General features: G+C 34.4%; 15 protein-coding genes. 1 reads left to right on the forward strand and 14 read right to left on the reverse strand.

Features of this window, described 5'->3' with window-relative positions; translation table 11 throughout:
- Nucleotides 1-46: 46 nt before the first annotated feature.
- The 3 genes from ACYQ2D_RS03455 to ACYQ2D_RS03465 form a co-directional block, all read right to left on the reverse strand.
- Nucleotides 47-2,371, reverse strand: a complete 2,325-nt coding sequence (locus ACYQ2D_RS03455; RefSeq protein WP_459784654.1) for a hypothetical protein — start codon at nt 2,369-2,371, stop codon at nt 47-49.
- 538 nt (nt 2,372-2,909) lie between these two features.
- Nucleotides 2,910-3,134: a hypothetical protein gene (locus tag ACYQ2D_RS03460; protein WP_459784655.1), complete on the reverse strand. Its 225-nt coding sequence runs from the start codon at nt 3,132-3,134 to the stop codon at nt 2,910-2,912.
- Between the two features lie 483 nt (nt 3,135-3,617).
- Nucleotides 3,618-4,043, reverse strand: coding sequence for a RipA family octameric membrane protein (locus ACYQ2D_RS03465; RefSeq protein WP_459784656.1), 426 nt, complete (start codon nt 4,041-4,043; stop codon nt 3,618-3,620).
- A gap of 215 nt (nt 4,044-4,258) precedes the next feature.
- On the opposite strand from ACYQ2D_RS03465, the gene ACYQ2D_RS03470 reads away from it, so the two are divergent.
- Complete coding sequence (locus ACYQ2D_RS03470; protein ID WP_459784657.1) at nt 4,259-4,876, forward strand: ImmA/IrrE family metallo-endopeptidase; 618 nt, start codon at nt 4,259-4,261, stop codon at nt 4,874-4,876.
- Between the two features lie 176 nt (nt 4,877-5,052).
- Here the strand turns inward: ACYQ2D_RS03470 and ACYQ2D_RS03475 are convergent, their stop codons facing one another.
- From ACYQ2D_RS03475 to ACYQ2D_RS03525, 11 genes are all read right to left on the reverse strand, one after another.
- Entirely contained in the window at nt 5,053-9,309 is a 4,257-nt protein-coding gene (locus ACYQ2D_RS03475; RefSeq protein ID WP_459784658.1) for an HD domain-containing protein, read from the reverse strand.
- The gene (locus ACYQ2D_RS03480) at nt 9,302-9,826 is read right to left on the reverse strand and encodes a DUF4231 domain-containing protein (protein ID WP_459784659.1); all 525 of its coding nucleotides are present in this window, start codon (nt 9,824-9,826) and stop codon (nt 9,302-9,304) included. Before ACYQ2D_RS03480 ends, ACYQ2D_RS03475 begins: the two co-directional genes overlap by 8 nt.
- Before the next feature lie 281 nt (nt 9,827-10,107).
- Complete coding sequence (locus tag ACYQ2D_RS03485; protein WP_459784660.1) at nt 10,108-10,611, reverse strand: hypothetical protein; 504 nt, start codon at nt 10,609-10,611, stop codon at nt 10,108-10,110.
- Nucleotides 10,602-11,081, reverse strand: coding sequence for a hypothetical protein (locus ACYQ2D_RS03490; protein WP_459784661.1), 480 nt, complete (start codon nt 11,079-11,081; stop codon nt 10,602-10,604). Before ACYQ2D_RS03490 ends, ACYQ2D_RS03485 begins: the two co-directional genes overlap by 10 nt.
- Nucleotides 11,082-11,151: 70 nt before the next feature.
- Nucleotides 11,152-11,787: a hypothetical protein gene (locus tag ACYQ2D_RS03495; RefSeq protein WP_459784662.1), complete on the reverse strand. Its 636-nt coding sequence runs from the start codon at nt 11,785-11,787 to the stop codon at nt 11,152-11,154.
- 114 nt (nt 11,788-11,901) lie between these two features.
- Nucleotides 11,902-13,023, reverse strand: a complete 1,122-nt coding sequence (glf, locus tag ACYQ2D_RS03500) for a UDP-galactopyranose mutase (RefSeq protein WP_459784663.1) — start codon at nt 13,021-13,023, stop codon at nt 11,902-11,904.
- A 112-nt stretch (nt 13,024-13,135) separates the two neighbouring features.
- Entirely contained in the window at nt 13,136-16,732 is a 3,597-nt protein-coding gene (locus ACYQ2D_RS03505; protein ID WP_459784664.1) for a VWA domain-containing protein, read from the reverse strand.
- 127 nt (nt 16,733-16,859) lie between these two features.
- Nucleotides 16,860-18,698 carry a glutamine--fructose-6-phosphate transaminase (isomerizing) gene (gene glmS, locus ACYQ2D_RS03510; RefSeq protein WP_444147579.1) on the reverse strand — a complete coding sequence of 613 codons (1,839 nt, stop codon included), beginning with the start codon at nt 18,696-18,698 and terminating at the stop codon, nt 16,860-16,862.
- A 205-nt stretch (nt 18,699-18,903) separates the two neighbouring features.
- Nucleotides 18,904-19,329, reverse strand: coding sequence for a hypothetical protein (locus ACYQ2D_RS03515; RefSeq protein ID WP_117456273.1), 426 nt, complete (start codon nt 19,327-19,329; stop codon nt 18,904-18,906).
- A gap of 63 nt (nt 19,330-19,392) precedes the next feature.
- The gene (locus ACYQ2D_RS03520; protein ID WP_117456271.1) at nt 19,393-20,175 is read right to left on the reverse strand and encodes a hypothetical protein; all 783 of its coding nucleotides are present in this window, start codon (nt 20,173-20,175) and stop codon (nt 19,393-19,395) included.
- Between the two features lie 167 nt (nt 20,176-20,342).
- Nucleotides 20,343-20,729: a PH domain-containing protein gene (locus tag ACYQ2D_RS03525; RefSeq protein WP_022304602.1), complete on the reverse strand. Its 387-nt coding sequence runs from the start codon at nt 20,727-20,729 to the stop codon at nt 20,343-20,345.
- Nucleotides 20,730-20,776 lie beyond the last annotated feature (47 nt).

The raw sequence follows: 20,776 nt of genomic DNA on the forward strand, positions 1-20,776 counted from the left end.
ATTTTCTTTTGTTTTTTTATTTTTACCCCTTTATCTCCGGATTCTTTTAATTATATCCATAATCAATTGCAAAATTATACAAGCGATAGACATTCTGTTCAATATAGTAACAAACAAAATTTTCATCTTCAAAATAAACTTTGAATTCATTTGGATAGAGTTTCTGAAATTCCTGTGCCCAGTAGTACATTCTGGACATCGTAATCGAACGATTTGTACCACTATAAGCATTCATTCCTGTACTTTCCGGAAGTGCTTTCTTAGCCTGTTTTTCTGAGATTTCCGGAATTTTTCCTTCATACTCATCTGCATAATTTAATGGCTTTTTCTCTATATAAAAATAAACCCTTTCTGTAGGTATCAGAATTTCCTTTGTCTGATTCCAGTGTTCCATCTGTTCTAAAAAAGTAATGATTTCTGCATGACGACCATAAAGCTCTACCATTTGCAATTCATCATTTTCTGAAACAATAGTCCAAGTATCATTTTTCCCTTTATTCTCTTTTAAAATATTCGTGGTACAAAGAATCGCTTCATTCATTTCCAAATCTCCACCACCAAAAGATTCTTTCACCCATCCCTCTTTTGCACCATATCCTAATAAAATAATCACCATACCAAATGCTATTACTTTTTGAATTTTCATCAAACGGTTGAAACACAAACTTCCTATCAAATTGTCCAATGCCAAAATAAATACAGCTGGAATTAAATAAGAAAAATAAACACAAACTCTATAATTTTCCATTAAAACCGGCAATCCTAACTTATCACTTACCAGAATTATTCCCAGCATTACTTCCGCTGATAACAGAGATAAGAGAGCAGCGCCCTCCATATTTTTCATAAGATAACTCTGTACAATTCCAACTATCACTGCAATTCCAACTGCATATATCATCCAATTAAAATCTGTTAAATCAAATACATACTGGCTGAATCCCCAAAAAACAATTTCTTTTTCTCTCCATCCAAGAAACAACAGAACTGCTAAAAGCAATACTCCAAATAATTTAAAAATAATTAAAAGCACTTTTGCCTCTGTATGGATTGGTCTGTTTTCCGTAAAAGAAATTGTCTTTTTTTTAATTCCCCTAATTAAAAAAACGATACCCACAATTGTTGTTGCAACTACAGCAAAACAAAGAATTCTAAACACAAGTACCGTATATTTCTTTAACCCTATAATGCTCATTGCCCAGTACATTGAACCCTGAAGTTCTTTCCCTGTCAAAAATGCAACTGCCATCGGAAGCAGTGCCATTAACACTCCAAGTACTCCGGAAACTATAATTCGGAACAAATATCCTTTTCTCCAAATCCATGCACTATATCCAATTGCAATTCCCACGCAGATAATTCCGGCAATAATCGAATCATAAAAGTGCGACGATAACGTCAGAGAAAAATTCATTGAAAAACCAAGCAGATTCCAGGAGGAACGGCATCGGATTCTATTTTCTCCATTCTCCAATTCCGCTTTTCTGGTTTTAAAATATTCCAGTAAAAAATAAATCGCAGGAAGAATATATAACATTCCAAATTCCTGTGGAAGTGTTGCCTCAAATCGGGAGTAAGAAATTTCCATGAAATATTTTAATCCCACAAAGCCAATCGCTCCCAAATACGGGAGAAATTTTGTTTTACAGCATCCTTTTAAAAACAATAACAACATAAATACAATCATGCTGTACTGAACCAGCCAGAACAGACGCAGCGTCACATAAACAGGAATATTTAAAACGGTTGCCAGATAATACAACATACAGTGCATCCCCATTGGGTAAATTCCGGCAATATATAATTTATTTTCAACTAATCCATTAATCCAGTAGTTATGCACCGTAACATCAGAAGCGCCATACCCCCAGTTATTTAAGATTCCGTCTCCACAGATTTTCCAGATAAGATAAATCAAAATACATAAAAACGGAAGATCCAGCCATAGCTCTTTTAATAAACGTACCGCCTGATGAAGCAAAAATTTGAAAGCTTTACACACTTCTTTCAGTCTGCGTCTTAAAAAACTACGAAAGCCTAATTCCCGCAAAATATAATGATGAAGCTCGCTTCCTATTTTTTTTATATAAGACCAGACTGGAATTTTGTAAATTTTTATAACTGCAATTATAACCGGAAGTATTGTAAACAATATTAATGTAATTCGATACGAAACATATACGAGTTCCAACACCTGAACTAAATTGATAATATAAAAATTTCCTATAACAAAATAAATCAAAAAACGAACCGACGCCTGAAAATGCTTCACTTTTTTATAAAAAACAAGAGCAGGTAATCCAACTGTAAATCCAAGAAATCCTATTAAAAGTTCTATAAACTGGATAACATTCAGAGTCTCCATGGACATGGGCTGTCACCTCCTTTTATCTTTCCGTTTCTCTTTTTAACTCCAGGAAAAAATCTCTAACTCTCAAATTCTTTCATAAAATCAAAAAAAGGGAATAAATAAATATCTCCTATTTACTCATCCCCTCTGCTTATTCTTTTGTTACTACTTTAAATAGTGTGATTTTGACCGATAGTCAACCGCTGAAATATCTCCTTCCCACACCATTATCATCTGTAATTTTGTACCATCTGTTCTTTTTACGGTAATGGTTACTATTGCACTAAGGGCATAATTCATCCTGTTCTACATACCAATTCTATATCAATTAATCATGATAGCACACTGCTTTTTAAAAAACAATAAAATCTGAACAATTTAAAAAAACATTAGTTTATTTATAAAATATTGTTTTTTAACGTTTTTTTTAATATTTTTTAAATCAGGACAGGAATTCTTAAACTTCCTTATTTTTTTCATATTGTCCCAATCGTGGCAATTTAAAAATACACCACAATATCTTCAAAAACTTGATATCATGGTGTATTTTTTTCTCACCCTATTTATTTTTCGCTCCTACTGTACCGCTTTCTATCAACCAGTTCTTCACAAGTCCAACATCAAGTTTGGCTGCTTCTGCAATCTTCTCAATCGGCACTCCCATCTGAAAAAGTGAAAAAGCCATTTCTTTTGCTTTATTCAACTCTCCCTCTGTCCTTCCTTCGACTCTTTTTTCATCGCCATATCTTTCAACAGCATATTCCTGCTCAAATAATGTCATCATAATATCTACGACCTCCTTTTCTCGGTCTTTTAGATACTCTGCTAATACATCCTCGTCTTTGCAAATGTGAATTGTTTCCAGTACTGCTTTTCTGGTTCTTCCGTATAATTTCACTTGTTCATTATAAACTTACCTATTGATTTAGAATATCATCTTTTTACCATCATACAACATTTTACCTTAACATTCCAAAAGACTGCTATCCTTATATTTCCAGTATCGACAATAATTTGATGTCAAAGCCTCTTTACAAAAGTTTAAAACTCTCGCTCTATATCTACAAGATATCGTGTATACTCGCCATAGGCTACTGGTTTATTGATTGTTACAAGCCCATTATTCAATTGTTTGTCAAACAAAGTATTTTTCTTTTCATCATATCAACAATTCAGAACTGAGAGTACTTCTCTTCCAAGTGTCTGTTCATAACTGTCGCTAAAAGTTCAATATCCTCTATCATCATTAAATACTTTTTTTTCTCTGCTATAACTTCCCTAAAGCTAAAAGTATTAAACACACAATTCCCATTATACTTACTATTACAAACTGTGCACCCAACCATTTAGAATATGTAAAACATCTTCTTATTCCATCTTCTGTTTTACGTTCGCTCTGACTTATCACTAATAAATCTTCACCAAATTTTTGTATATACTGTTGTTCCAATTTTCTCATACAATCTTCACACCAATGGATTAAACTCTTTGTTCTATAATCTAATCCCCAAAATACAATTGATATAAAAGTAATTCCTCCTGACGCAGTCCACTCAGCAAATGGAATACGTGTTTTCTTACTTACCAATGTAAATAATGCTCCAAACAAAACTATTTCTACAGTAATATAAAAATTAATCATCTGCATTCTTTGATTACTATGAAGTTCAAAATACTTCCAATAAAAATCCAATAACTTTTTTTATCTATTGAATTTTCTTCTTGAACTTGTATTTCATTCCTATTTTGCATATTCAAATAATCACCTCATATTTTTTATGTATCTTAAATCTATTGCAAATATTAAGCTTGTATATTATAATGATTTTTATATGATATATTATTTTTTGAATATTTTATCTTTTTCTCTTTTTTGTCAGAATATATTTTAAAAAGGAGTATTTAATTATGGATTTTACTAATTTTAATGAGCAAACACCACTAAATACCATATATTTAGAACTTTATAAAGTTGCAAATGATATTTTAGATAAAAGATTACAGTACTTTTCCCAATCTCAGTATCCAGTTGATATCTATAAACTTGCTTCCACATATAATATAAAGATATATGAAAAATATATCCCCTTATCATTAGATACACATAGAGAAATTCTCGGATATTTAAATACCTATTCTGGAAAAGCAATTTATTTAAATACCACTATTGGGCAACTTACCAGACGTTATACCATTGCCTATAACCTTGCTTATTATTTATTTCAGGGAGATAACAATACCAATTTTGTACATTACTTTACTAATTCAATTTTACCTACTGATTTCAAAGAACAATTCTGCCATATTCTTGCATCATTTCTACTTATGCCAATAAGCAGTGTTATTAAACTTATGTCACAATACACCGCAGAGCACGATTCCCAACCAACTTTTAATTCTTGGTTAAACTATTTAGGAAATGCTATGGGGCTTCCTACATGTTATGTTGCCACATCTTTTGAAAATATAAGAACTTTACACGCTTTTTTGGCTAAAGAGCATATAGAATTCTCACAGAGCAAATAATATATTAACACTTCAACGCAATGTCTTATTTATGATAAACATATAACTTTCAAAAGTTCACATCATTGCGTTGAAGTTTTTTAATAATCTTATCCAATCAGAACTCAATATCAATACAATCAGACATCTATAATATCGCAGCTAAATTAAACAGATATAACACTATCGCATACTTATTAAACACCTAAATTCTTTTTATATTCTTCCAAAATCAGATTCCATATATTTTCAATTTTTATAAGTTCTTCTCCCTTATCTTCAATTGCTTTTTTTACTTGTCCTTTAATTTTTTTCTGATAAAAATTATAAACTATTATTTGCGCTAATTCATACATATAACGTTCATATAATAAATCAATTGTTTCATGAGTCGGTTGAAGTTTACCATGTACATGAATATAATCCCTGATATTTTCATATTGTTTCTTTTGCTCTAGTTTCTTACAATATTTTTGATATAATTCTTCACCTAAAGAATTTTCTTCTTTTATTTGATTCATCTCTCCTTTTATTACATCCATTTCTTCTTTTATTGCTTTCACACAATCTACCAATCTATCCATTTCTTCTTCTTTAATTTTTTCTACATTGACGCCATCAAATATAATTTCCTTTTTAATATTACATTTATTATCTAATGTATCTTTCAAAATTTCTCCTATATTTTGTACGGCTTTCTCAAGTTCACTTATCGATTTATCTTTTTTGTCTGCTTCTAAGTTTTGTAATATCTTTGCAACCTCAATAAGATTGTCTATTCCTTTATATTCTTTTTTTAATTCATATTCCTTTATTTCTTGCTTAAGTTCTTCACTTGTTAATGGAAAAATCATTTTTCCATATCCCGCTTTAGACAACTTTCCTCTTTTAACAAATTCAATACTATCTCTTGATTCCTCTAGACTCAATCCACTAAATCCAGTCCAAACCAAGGAACTACATCTTTGAACTTTCTCTGCTTTTTCCTGAATACGTTCCAATACTAATTCTTTCATTTCCAAATCGAAATATACTGAGTCACAAATATCCACATCCAGAATATTAATTCTATAATCTTTCGATTCATCATCTGTCCATCCAAAAATTGCCATCGTAGGAATATTATCAACAATCCATTTTAATATCACTTCCTCTTTATGTTTGTCTAAATAAGAACATTCTTTTTTATTTTCGTCTGAGGAATCCTTAGTTTTATATTTATATTCGCTCATTAATTTTTCAAGATTCCTTATCAATTTCCTACGCTCTAATAACGAGTTTTCATTCCTTAATTTTCTAATGTTTTCTTTTATTTCGTCATAATTATTGGTATTCACTTTCAACAATTTCTGCTTCCAACGATGAGTATTCTTTCCACCTTCTCGTTCAGAAAGAACCATATATTTATTATCACTTTGAATAAGTTCAAATATAGTAATTGTTCCATTTTCTTGAAATTCTTGTTGATTTTCCACTTTTTTCATTATTGGAATATTATATAGAGTAGACTTTATTTTTATTTTCTCTTTATACTTCTCATTAATTTTGTCTAATAGTTTTGCCCAAAGACCTTTTTTATCTTTATCTCTTTCATTTGAATATACTTCACTTTTTTCTTTAATCATAGCAAAATAAATTAATGCTGTTGAAGATAGACATAATTTTTCTAATAATTTCTTATTTTTTTGTAATTCTTCTACTGATTTTTTATTTTCTTGTGATTCGTATACTAATTTATCAATTTTTCTACTGATTCTTCCTATACTTGTATTTTCATCTAATTCGCTTTCACCATCTACTTTCTCATTATCAAACTCTGCAAGTGCTTTCCGTGCTGTTTTTACAATTTCATGATATACTTTTTCCAGATAAGCATATCCTTTTTGCGAGAATCCTTTTCTACTTAATTTCAAATATTCTCTGGAAAGAGTATCTTTTATATCCATATACTCAATTAAATCAGCGTCTTCTTTGAATTCTGCAAGTGCGGTTATAATCCCTTTATAATAGATTTTAATTCCCTTTTTTTCTTTCATTGAGCCATCATCGGGAGCATTTATTGCATCTCTCATTGCAAGAATCCTGTCGATGCCAATTCTAGCATAGGTATTATACTTCTGGTTCCAGATATGCAATTTTGCATTTTCACTGTCTAATTTATAAATATTATTATCTGTATCTGGTCCTTTTGTATCTTTACTCTTGTCAAGATTATATGCCCAAGTAATATTTCCTTTTTCTGAATCATCTTCATTTGTTTTACAAATTTTTTCTTCATTTCCTACATACACATTCAAATTTTTCATCTTCTTGATGAATCTGTCATCGAAAAATTTTTCGCACTCGTTTGCATTATCACAGTCTTTTAAATATAAACGAATTGGAAATAAAGGTTCTCCCACTATTTCTCCAATATACAGTGCCATCTGTTTCAGAAGTTCTCTGGAATGGCGAACATCTCTACTCTCCTCATATCCCTTTTCAAATGGATCTTTTCCATTCCAGGTTTCTGGATTGTCTTTATGTAACTTTTTCTTATTATGCGGAACAAATAATTCAAAACAACTACCAAATGGGTCTGAATTATTATCTGTTTTTCTCGGCATTACATTAATATATCCTCTTTTTCCATCCTGTCTTGGATAGAATGTAATATCAAATGGTGCTGATTCTGTTGAATGTGTATAAGCTTTTAAATATTTTGCTGCTAAGAAAACTGACTGCAATCCAATTCCAAACGTACCAGTTGGCTGCAACCATTTTGGCATACTCTCGATTTCTTCCTTTTTTGCCTCATAACTAGTTCCAACATTTGATATCTGTTTAATATCTTCTTGGCTAATTCCCGTACCGCAGTCTCTGATTTTAACTAATACTCCATATTCACATTCTGGAGAATTATCTTTAGAAGTCTTTGAATCTTCTTCTGTAACATTTTCAAAAACTTCCTCATCATTATCATCTCGCAACTTTTTCTTAATTGACAGTTCAATTACAATCGGATAATTCAGCGGAGAAACTTTGCTACTAATTACAAGCGGATTTACTTCTTGCATTGCCTCTTTTGTTTCTTCATTTTTTTGTTCTAATTCAACATATCTTTCTCCACGACATCTTCTCTTATATTCACGATAGTACTGAATTTTTGTTGCATCAACTGCATTCTGTAATAATTCTCTTAGAAATACAAAATGTTGATCTGTATAAATATTATTGCCTATCAATAATTCAAATGCCTTTTCCTGCGCAATCTCAAACTGAGATTCCACAAGTTCTGGCGAAATACTATTTCCATTTAATAATAAATTTGTCTGGTCTATTGTCGGAAGGCATGCTTTTGAATTTTTTGGTTTAATTACTGACCAATAAAAGGTGGCATTTTTTAAGATATCTTGAATCGTATCACATTCCATACGAACTAAACGTAATTCTTCTTGATTTTTACAATCTGCACTAATTGATACTTTTTCATTTGTAATCCTTAATCGTCTAATCGCTTTATGTTTTTTCCAATGAGCATAAGATTCCTTTGGCATTTTACCCAGAAATTCTTCTGTAAGCGGATGAAAACGATTATTATCCATATCCAGTGCATCTCCTAATTGAAGAAGTACTGCAATAAATCTAGGATGAATATAGTCTAAAGCAAATCCAGAATCTTCCTGTTTTAATTTTAAAACTTCATCAAAACCCCATTTTGTATGCGTAGAAGCACAGCTTCCAATCACATAAAAAATACGATTTGGGATGTCTATTGTAGAAAATCCAATGCCTAGTTTCTCCGGATTATCCACCCAGTCTAACAAACGAGCCTCTGATACCGTTCCATGTTCTTTTCTACGAAATTCTGCAAGCAGATAAGTAATCGCATAATATACCTTTAACTTACTTTCCAAAATATAATGAAGCTGTTCAACATCTGTACCTTTCTTTTTAAAACATTCTTGAAGCAAAATCTGTGCATAAGAACTCAGATCTGAATTAGAACTTTCACATAAATTTTTTAAATACTCACAAAATCTTTTATTCTTTAAAATCGCTTCCCTGTCTGCGTGTGTAATACACATTCCAATATCATGAATATAGACCGTATGAAGAATTGCAAAACAATCCGTCGCTGATAATTCATTAATATTTTCTTCACCTAAAAGCATTTCAATATTGTGAATAATCGCTTCTGAATGACTTGAATCATGACGGCTATATGACGGAAAAGACGGCAAAATCAACTCCTGTACCTGAGTCAGCCATCTCTTATTATGATTCCACTCATGCCATAAAATCTCATGACGTTCAATATGATTCGAGCTTTCAGAATATGCTTTTAATTTTCGTTCAATCGTAAGCGGTATATAACACTTTATACTCTCTTGCATACAACAATTTTCTCCCATCAGTATCTTTTCCTCCCATTCTTCTTGTCTAATGATAAATTTTTCTTCTGGATTATTCACCCCTTCCTGTTTCTTCTTCGTTTTTTTGCTCTTTTTGCTCCTTCATACAAGAATTCCATTTACGTGCTTCATCATCTATAATACTTTCCACCATTTCTACAAAAAAGGAAAAACTATTCTCCTTTTCTTGGTAAATCCCCTCTTTTACAACAAACTGTCTAATTTCCCTCATTAAAGCATTTTGAGCATTCCGATATAATATCCATTTTTCCTGCCAACGAAACAATGCGTTTACTCCCTCTAATACCAAACACATAGTAGTAATTATTGCTGCACTTGTAGAAAAATCAACTTTATCTGCATTCTCTCCTATTATCTTTGCAAGTGTAACTCCTGATAAACCCAATATTTTTACTAAATTGGTTCCGTAAAAACTCATCTTACATCGAAGAGCCCGCCGATTATAATATTCTATGTAATTCGATACTACTTCTAAATAATCTTTCTGCTCAGCATCTAGTTTTTGAATATAATATTGATGAACTTCCTTTCGTAACCATTCTTTTATTTTTCTCAAATTTAACTTTCCTTTTCTTCTTATGGCATTTTTGTATATTTTTTCTTGCTTATATTCATTATTATACTGCAATTTGCACAATATGTATAGCGGAATTTTTCGACAAAATTCGACAATTCGTTCACATTACAAAACTCCATATCTATCACATTAATATTTTCTTCTGTTTTCATCATTTACAATTTAATCATATTAATCTAACCCAAAAAAGAATTCACCACGATATCTTTAGCAACTTAATATCCGATATCGCAGTGAACTCTTTCCTCATCTTAATCTTATTATTTATTTTTTGCTCCTACTATCTCACTTTCTGTCAACCAATTCTTCACAAGTCCAACATCAAGTTTAGCTGCTTCTGCAATCTTCTCAATCGGAACTCCCATCTGAAAAAGTGAAAGAGCCATCTCTTTTCTACCCTCAGCTCTACGCTCAGCTCTTTTTTCATCTCCATATCTTTCAACAGCATATTCCTGTTCAAATAATGTCATCATAATATCCACAACCTCCTTCTCGCGGTCTTTTAGATACTCTGCTAATACATCCTGGTCTTTGCAAATGTGAATTGTTTCCAATACTACTTTTCTGGTTCTTCCGTATAATTTCACCTGTTCATTATATACTTTTGTGAACCTTACATACTGATTCAGAATGTCGCCTTTTTCCCCATCGTACAGCACTTTTACCTTCACATCTACAAAAGCTTCCTGTCCGGAAAAGAATTCTTCTGTTAAAGTAATCCACTCCGGTCTTGTTTTTCTCTCTCCGGTATAAACTACATACAATTCCGGTCTTGGCAGTTCAATCTTCTTACACTTTTCATATTATGCCCATAAATCACTGTGTTGGGGTCTGAAAAATCTTTTGCATTGCTCATTTCTGTATAAATTGCACCGGCATATAAATATTGTTTATCAATTCCTTTATGTACATAAAATGTATCATCGGTACTGCTCTGTACAATCGGATAGTCCACGGACGTCCCCGGCACTTTTATCCATGCGTAAATTTCGTCATTTTCTTTTTGTAAAGAAGCGAAATCAATTGGTATCTCTACCTGTTTTGTTTCACCGGAATCTTCTGATTTTTCTGCATTGTCTGATTCATCCGTCTGTTCTTCTGCATTTTTTCTGGCTTCTTCGTATTCTTTTTCTGCCCTTTGCTGATTTTTCATATAATAAATGATATATCCCCCTGATAACATACAGCCAATCAAAAGCAGGATACAGATAATCAGCCATTTTTTCTTTTTCATAAATCAAATCCTTTCCTTTTTTTCCTGCTTTTTCAGCATATCACAAATCGTTTTTACGGTAAAGCACATTCTATTTACTTCTATCTTCTAAACCAAATCGGTTAAAAATTGCCTTGATATAAAGATTTTCTGTTCCTTCTTTTAAGCCTTTACGGATTTCTCTCCATTCCAGTACCCACTCATGCTCTCCGTTTTTGAAAAACAGTTTCTTCGGATTTTTACCTACTTCAGATACCTGATAGCGGAACAACTCATTTGTCTCTCTTCGAAATGGATAATCTTCAAAGATCACTAACGTTTCCCATAATCTTTTTGGAATTGGATTTAACTGCAGATTTCTTACACGTTCCATCCGTTCGCGATACATCCGACAGCGCTTTGCATCCAGACTTAATTCTTCTGTATTATAAATTCCCCTGACATAAGGCAGATAAGAATGAACAGAAGCTCTTGAAAGCCCTGTAATTTTCATAATCTCCGGAATCGTCTTTCCCTGTTCATGCAGTTGATTCACCTCCATACAGATATCCGAAGTAAAAATGCCTGCTGTAATCAGTAATTTCCGAAGCTTTAACAATGTCATATTTAATTCTGATGCCAGAGAACGCAGGGAATCTGCATTCTCATAAGCACCTTTTACGTCCTCCAGCATTTTTTGAAACTGTTCTTCCGGATTGTACTCCGGATTTTTTCTTGGTCTTCCCATTATTTTTCCTCTATTTCTTAAGCAGATATTCGCAATCCATTTTACTACCTGATTCGGGTCAGGCGGATATTCGCAATCCGCTGCTTATTACTTTTCGTAATTGAAGCAGGGGACTTACTTGACTTGGTTAAATTCTTTTTCACACCGATCAAGCGCCGCCAGAATCACCTGGTCCATATCATAATATTTATATTCTCCGAGTCGTCCGCCAAAAATTACCTTATTTTCTTTTTCTGCCATCTCTTTATATCTGGCATAGAGTGCTGCATTTTTTTCATTATTTACCGGATAGTAAGGTTCCTCTCCCGGTTTCCATTCAGAAGAATATTCTCGGCTGATAATGGTTTTCGGAAGCTCTTCCCCATTTTCATCTTTTCCAAATTCAAACCATTTATGCTCGATAATACGGGTCCATGGTGTCTCTTTATCGGTGTAATTTACTGCCGCATTTCCCTGAAAATTCGGTTTATCCAGCGTTTCCGTTTCAAAGCGTACACTGCGGTATTCCAGATATCCCAGTTCATAATCAAAATAGGCATCAATCGGACCGGTATAAACCACTTTTTTGGCAAGCGCATCCAGTTCTTTTTTGTTTTCAAGATAATCTGTATTTAAGCGTACTTCAATGCCCTCTAATAAATTTTCTACCATTTTTGTGTATCCTCCCATTGGGATTCCCTGATAGAGTGCATTAAAATAATTATTATCAAAGGTCAGGCGCACCGGCAGACGCTTAATAATAAATGCCGGCAGGTCTTTGCAGTCTCGTCCCCATTGTTTTTCAGTATAGCCTTTAATCAATTTTTCATAGATGTCACGTCCGACTAAAGAAATCGCCTGTTCTTCGAGATTTTTTGGTTCTCCAATGATTTCTTTTCGCTGTTCTTCAATTTTTGCCTGCGCTTCTTCCGGGGTTACCACTCCCCACATCTTATTAAATGTATACATATTAAATGGAAGAGAATACAATTCTCCCTTATAATTTGCCACCGGACTGTTCGTAAAGCGGTTAAATTCGGCAAATCCGGTTATGTAGTCCCAGACTTTTTTATTATTGGTATGGAAAATATGTGCACCATACCGGTGAACCTGAATCCCTTCCCTTTTTTCTGTATAAACATTCCCTGCAATATTCGGGCGTTTTTCCACCACAAGCACGGATTTTCCTGATGCCTTTGCCTCATGAGCAAAAATTGCTCCGTATAAACCTGAACCTACTACCAGATAATCGTACATTTTCGTCTCCTTTTTTCCGTCTTTTTTTATTTAAGCCTTTTAATTCAAGTCTTTTAATTTAAATCTTTTAATTTAAGTCTTTTAATATTAAGTCTTTTAATTTAAATCTTTTCTACTTTAATTTCTTTACAATCTCCTGAACTTCTGTAAGATAAGTTTCATTTACTGTACCTGCCTGATACGCTGTTTTTACACGCTTTTCATGATAGGTAAGCAGATTGTTCAGATAGTTTTGGGAAATCTTATGACCTTTTACACTTCCATTATACATTTTCTCTGCCAGTGTATAATTTCCCCGGCACACATAGCGATAAACTTTCGTTGAAGCCGTCTGATAAATCATCGTTTCCGATACACAGAATAACAGTAAAAGTCCCATTAGTGCAAGCTTTACTTTTCGTTTTCCTTTTGATTCTTTTGCATGTTTTTCAAAGAATAACGGCTGTATCTCAACCGGACTGCCACATTCTCCGCAGAATTTCATTTCTTTTGTAATTTTCTTACCACAGTATTTACAGTATCGATTTGCTTTTGCCCGTTTCAGTACCGCACGAGCTTTTAAAATCATCCATAAAAGTACAACAATTCCTATTGCTACCAGCACTTTTTTCTGATTTTCTTTTGAAACTTCTACTGCTGTCGAGTTTTTCTTTGCACTGTAAACTTTTTCAAAACGTCCATCGCCGTTTTCATCGACTTGAAGAGTCGTCTTTTTGCCTTCTTTGGTATCGGTCACTGCCAGCATTTCTTTTGTAACCGGAATCTTTTCAAAATTTCGCATATCCGAATACGTGCCATCTTCATCGACAAATCCAATACTGTAGTCCATTTCGCCTTCTCCGGTTCCATTGATACAGACTTCATAGTTTTGGTCTTTTTTCAATCTCAGAATCTTAATCTCATCTTTTTCTCCATCAAAGGACAGTGTTCCAAAGCCTGTTCGGATATTCTGATTTTCTTTTTCTGACCGTAACACTTCACCGTCTTTTTGCACTGTTACATCCACCGGACACGCAATCTTGATATAAACATATTCTCCACCGCCAACCTGTTGTGCAATATCATCAAAGACAAACTGAATCGAATCAGCACTGCTGACTTCATAGTGATAACCTTCCGACGCAATATCTGCCATCAACTGTCTGCATTCTCTCAGATTTTCTCCCCCTAAATTATGGAAAAATCCAAGTGTATACACCATGAGGTTATCCTGTTTCATTTTGTTGGCCATACTGAGAATCGGTTCCCGATAACTTCCGTCTTTCTGTTTTCCTTCTGTCGGCTCTCCATCACTCATCAAAACAACAATCTTTTTTAAAGATTCTTCGTCTTTTATCAGATTATAAGCATTTTTAAGACCCGCTTCTATATTGGTTCCGCCACCACTGTAAATTCCGGAAACCGCATTTTTTAATTTTGCCTTATCATTTGTAAAATCGACTACCTTTTGTGCATCACTGCTGTAAGTAATGATGCTGATTCTGGTCTGTGGACTTTTTTCATATACGGTATCAATGAATTTCTGCGCTGCTTCTTTTGTCTCTTCTATCGGAGTTCCACCCATACTGCCTGATACATCCAGTGTGAGCACAACATCCCTGACATTTGCGCCAAACTGAGTCATGACCTTCGCCTGTTTTTGATAAATATTCTGTCCTTTTTTTGCATCATTTACAATTAAAGTAAATTCTTTGGTTAAATCTTCGTTATTTAAATCCGTCAAAAGCACGTTATAGATTCCGGCATCCAGTTTCAGATTTAATTTCTTGCTTTTTACTTCTTCGTTTAATACCTCTTCTCCGAATCTTCGGCTTACCTGAATCCGGTAATTATCATAAGCCTTATTATTTTCCCCATAGACAATCACTTCGGAATCATCGGTCAGACAATAATCATACATCGGTTCAATTGCAACTTCGTCAAAGGCATCGATAACCCCCTCTACCTGATCATTCGTCAGATGACCCATTGATACAAGTCCAAGCGCATGGGTTTCCATTAATTGCCGGATTTCTTTAAAACCGGTTGCACTTGAAGTCTGAGAAATCACAGTATACCACATACTCGCAAGCTGTTTGGTATCGCTGATGGCTTTTTTGCTGTCTCCATCTACTCCGGTTGCCATCAAATAAGTAGGATAGGAAATTAAACTTGCTCCCTGATGACAATCGGTTGTTCCATCCTGAAAGTCTTTTGCCTGCAAAATTCCATTATGATTTAAAATATCCGTTCGATTGTTCATGCTCCTGACAGAATTTGTCCAACTGCAAGAGCCATTATATTTCCCATCATCGCTGTAATCTTCTACAAATTCTCCAAAGATATCTGCAAGCCCTTCTCCCATCGCAAGCTGAGAAGATTTTTGTCTTGCATCACTACTTGTATAGACACCCTGTAAAAGGGTTGAAGAAGCATTTACTACACCATGGTTCGTTTCATGTCCCATAATATCAAGCTCAGCTGCATAAGTAGCACTTCCATCTGTCTTTTCTCCAACTATCATCCAATCTGTGCCAAACATTGCTGCATTATTCCTATAATTCTTAATACTGGTTCCCGATTGTATGTCCTGAATTCCAACCATCACATAAAGTTTATCATTTTCATTATTAGTGATTCCTTTTCTTCCAAATGTATCCTGATAATAAGCATATATTTTCTGTAGGTTTGCCAGTGCATCAACTGCACCTGCATCTGGTGTTTCTCCTGTCTTCCACTGAACTTCCTCACTATCCTTACCAAAATCACGAAGGAGTGGAGTTGTCGCACGATAAACCTGAATATTGCGTTCTTCATCCCAAAGTTTAAATTCGTCACCCTGTTTGTCATAATCCAGTGTCTGTGAGAACTTCTGTCCCTGAAGTGTTCCACTTACTTTCTCGGTCAGAATCAGACTGTTATCTGCTAAAATTTCTCCGGTTTTTCCGCTGACAAAAATCTGCTGAGTCGGAGTATTTTGCGGTCCCATTACGACAAAGAACAAGTATCCCGCTTCGGCTGCATTATTTTCATTAAAGCAGATTACATATCCCTGACTTTGCAGAGAATAAGAACTTTCTGAACTGTCAGAATCTTCCGAGCTGTCCGTATCTTTATTTTCTTTTAAATAGGCTTCGACTTCTTCCTGTGCATCGTATTCCTGAATTTCCGGTTCCACCGCCACATTAGATGGCTGTTCATACGTTCCATTTACGCTTTGAAGGTTTCCACTTTCATCTACGCTTACCATCAGACTTCGTCCATAGACTTCAATTCCTTCATAGTATTGCTGCATCTCGTAAACGGTTACATCTTCTAATTCTTTCACTTCTGAAACCCGATATTCTTCTTGGACATCCGCAATTCCAAGTTCTCCCTGCAGTGCCTTTAATGCATTTAGTGCGTCAGATTCATCTGAAATTTTTCCGACAGATTCGTCTTTCTCCTGACTTCCATCTGCAATATAGTCAATCGAAGTCTTATTTTCCTGCTCTTGTTTTTCTAATTCTTCTCTTTCATTTTTTATTTCCTTTTGTTCTTTTGTCAGTCCCTTATCTTCATTTTTTACTTCCTGATGAACCGGAATAAAAAACAACTGATAACTGTAATAAAACCCCATGCCAACTGCCACAAAAAGCAGTAATAAAATCAGTTTTGTCAGGAAACGCAGGTGATGATTTCGATGTTTCTTTTGTTTTGGCTGTCTAAATTTTTCTTTTTTCTTTTTCATCGTATTGTCCCCTCATCTTAAATGTTAATCTAATCATATTTAAGCAAGCCAAAAGTGTTTTGCTCAAACAGGATTAAGATAACTCTGGCAGTGCTTTTTACACTGCCAGATGATTTGTTTTCTATTTTTACTCTACCGTTACACTCTTTGCAAGATTTCTCGGCTTATCGACATCCAGACCTTTTGCTACAGAGACATAGTATCCCATCAGCTGTAATGGAATCACTGCTAAAGAAGTTGCAAAATGTTCATCTGTTTTTGGAATATAAGTTGCAAAATTTACGGTATCTTCGATATTGTAGTTTCCGTAAGTTGTCAGTCCCATCAGATAAGCGCCACGGCTCTTACATTCTACCATGTTGCTGATAGTTTTTTCATACAGTTCAGACTGGGTCAGTACACCGATTACTAATGTGCCATCTTCAATCAGAGAAATGGTTCCATGTTTTAATTCTCCTGCTGCATAGGCTTCTGAATGAATGTAGCTGATTTCTTTCATTTTCAGACTGCCTTCCATACAGATTGCATAATCAATTCCTCTTCCGACAAAGAAAATATCTTTTGCATTTGCCTGCTTTGCGGCAAACCACTGAATCCGTTCTTTATCTTCAATAATTTTCTTAATCTTCTCCGGAAGGGTTTTTAATTCTTCAACATAAGCACTATACTGTTCTTCATCAATCTGTCCCTTTACTTTTGCAAGCTGAATTGCCAGTACATAAGAAGCAATTAACTGTGTGCTGTATGCCTTTGTGGTTGCAACAGAAATTTCCGGTCCTGCAAGGGTATAGAACACATTGTCTGCTTCTCTTGCAATCGAAGAACCAACAACATTGACAATTCCAAGAGTACGGATTCCTTTTTCTTTTGCTTCACGAAGGGCTGCCAGACTGTCTGCGGTCTCACCGGACTGGCTGACTACAATGACAAGCCCATTCTTATCAAGCAATGGTTTACGATAACGGAATTCAGATGCCAGTTCCACACGAACCGGAATCTTTGCCAAATCTTCAATCACGTACTGGGCAACCATACCTACATGATAGGCAGAACCACAGGCTACAATATAAATCTGGCTGATTTTTTCCATATCCTCATCACTAAGACCGACTTCAGATAAATCAAATGCTCCGTTTTTCAGTACAGAATTCAAGGTATCAGAAACTGCTTTTGGCTGTTCATGGATTTCCTTCATCATGAAATGTTCAAAACCGGCTTTTTCTGCGGCTTCCGCATCCCATTCAATGGTTTTCATCTCTTTTTGAATCTCTTCCCCGTCTAAGTTATAGAAGGTGATTTCCCCCTTTCTTACACGGGCCATTTCCAGATTTCCAATATAGTATACATTTCTTGTGTACTTAAGAATAGCCGGAACATCAGATGCAATGTAAGATTCCCCGTTTTCCACACCGAGAATCATCGGGCTGTCTTTTCTTGCCACATAGATTTCTTCCGGATAATCCCGAAACATAATTGCAAGTGCATAAGAACCACGGATACGAATCAACGCATGATTAATCGCATCCACCGGAGTTCCTTCATATTTTTTATAGTAATAATCCACTAATTTGACTGCAACTTCAGTATCCGTTGCAGAATAAAAGGTATACCCTTTTCTTGTTAATTTATCTTTTAATTCCTGATAATTTTCAATAATTCCGTTATGAACTGCTACTACGTTTCCATCATCGCTGATATGCGGATGTGCATTGTTTTCGGATGGTTCGCCATGAGTTGCCCATCTGGTATGACCGATTCCACAGGTACCCGGCACAGAAGCCCCACCATTGGTTTTTTCCGCCAAAACTTTTAATCGACCTTTTGCTTTAATAACTTCTGTCTCTTTTTCTCCATCACGAACTGCAATTCCGGCTGAATCATAGCCACGGTATTCCAGTTTTGAAAGACCATCAAGTAAAATCGGAGCTGCCTGATTTTCTCCGGTAAATCCTACTATTCCGCACATAAATAAATTCTCCTTTATGAGTTTATATTCATAATCATTTCGCCATGAATTTCGCCATGTCTTGTTTAGTATATCATAGTTTCGCATGAAATGCCAGAATTAGTATTTTCGGATGTTTTTTCAGCTAAATTGTCTCAATTTTTATCTCTGTTTTATCCATTTCATAAAATTTTCTGCAATTTTTTGTCCTTCTTAAAGGTTAATCTTAATTTTTGTAAAGCGGACATTCGCAATCCGCTTCGTCATATTCTAAATCTTCCCCTTCGTTGTAGTCTTCTTCATACTCTCCTTCGTCATATTCTTCCTCATCGTACTCCTCTTCTTCCTCTTCCAGGTTCAAATCAAGAATATCTATTCTGACGATACATTTTCGATTAATCAGAGAATGTGCTTCCACTGTTTTTTCTTCCTCTATCACTTTTTCTGAAAACAGTCCCTTTTTGGTTGTCTGAACATTCTCACGATAAGAATAGGAAATTAAAATCATATCCTTATAGACGCCGTTCACCACACCTTTTAAAATTTCATATTCACTTGGATTCTCTGCATCTTCTGCTTTTTCTGTTTTTGTCAAATGACGGTCATAATAAACCTTCACTTCATGTCCAAGTAATAAGCCTTTTAATCCCATGTTGTATTCCTTCCCCAGATAATAATTTTAATTGCTTTGCAATTATAGCATAGAAAACCGTTCTTATTTTTTTAACCAGTAAATAATTTTCTTAATCACTGTGCTTACTGTTGCCGGTGCCAAACTTGCTATTAAAAGCATCAAAATAAGTAAAATATAAAATCCTGTCGATTCTGTACCAGCCAGTAAAGGATAACCTGTTACCCAACTGAAAATACACATTTCCAAAAATGCAGAAACTGCATGTTCAATTAAAACCACACCAAATGAATGGTTAAATGCACACTGAAGTCCTGTAACAAGTGCAAAAAATCCTGCTGGAATTCCATAAATTAATAAATCAACTAATTTTGACTGACCGGCATACTGTCTATAAGTAGATCCAAGCAGTCCTCCATGTAAAAATATCTGAGTTGTTGCATACAAAATCGATACCGCAAGACAAATAGCAACTAAAAAAACTGCAATTTCAACTCCTGACATATCTGGAATTCCTGTTTCTGTTGTAACAGGCGGTTTTGGAGTTTGATATGTTTTATTTTCACTCGTTCCTTTTGATTTAGAAGCTGTATTACCTGAACTTTTTGAATTTGTAGGTCTTCCAACTCCAGTTGCTACTCTTCTTCCATTTACCCACAATTCCTTATTTGGCGTCAGGCATCCCACTTTTTCATTTGCAAGCCAGATTTCTCCGTCTGCATAGATTTTTCCCATTCTCTTTCTTGCAATCCAGATATCTCCATCTGCATATACTTTTCCTAAAGGTTTATAATCCACATAAATTTCTCCATCTTCGTAGATTTTAAAATAATGATTCACGTATCTAAATTCACCAATTACTGTCATATCTTTTTCCTCACTTTCCCTCTCTATTGCTTTTGTGAGTTTATTGTAACTTAACTTTTATGAATTTGGAGTGAATTTCTTCTTAGATTTCACCTGACACCTGGCTCTCTTTTATTTTTCTGATTCCAACTTATTATACTTTCATATTTTCACACTTTACTCTTTTCCTACTTACAGCTATCTGTATCTGCCATCTCTCCCAGACTCGGATTTCCATCCAAATGCTGCGTATTTAAAGTCTTTCTCTTCAGCCTTTCCTGCTCTGACTGTCTTAATATATAATCCTTGATTTCTTTTGCATGTTTAATATGAATTAATTTCAAATCCGGGTCTGTTACATCACCCGTAAAACAATGGACCGTTCCAAGTCCAAAAATTCTTTCCATTAAAGTACATTCCAAGCGGACATCAATTACCTTATACAGATAGCAATCATTTTCTTCTTTCCGAAGCAGACCTGAATCCACTGTTATAATCTCATCTGTTATCGTATACGAAGTAAAAGTCCATGGCAATCCTAAAAACATAGAACGTTTTTTCTCTTTATAATTCATAAGCAAACCTCTCTTTCTCTGCACTCATTTTTCTTTTATTATAATTG

This window comes from Blautia stercoris, assembly GCF_054657695.1.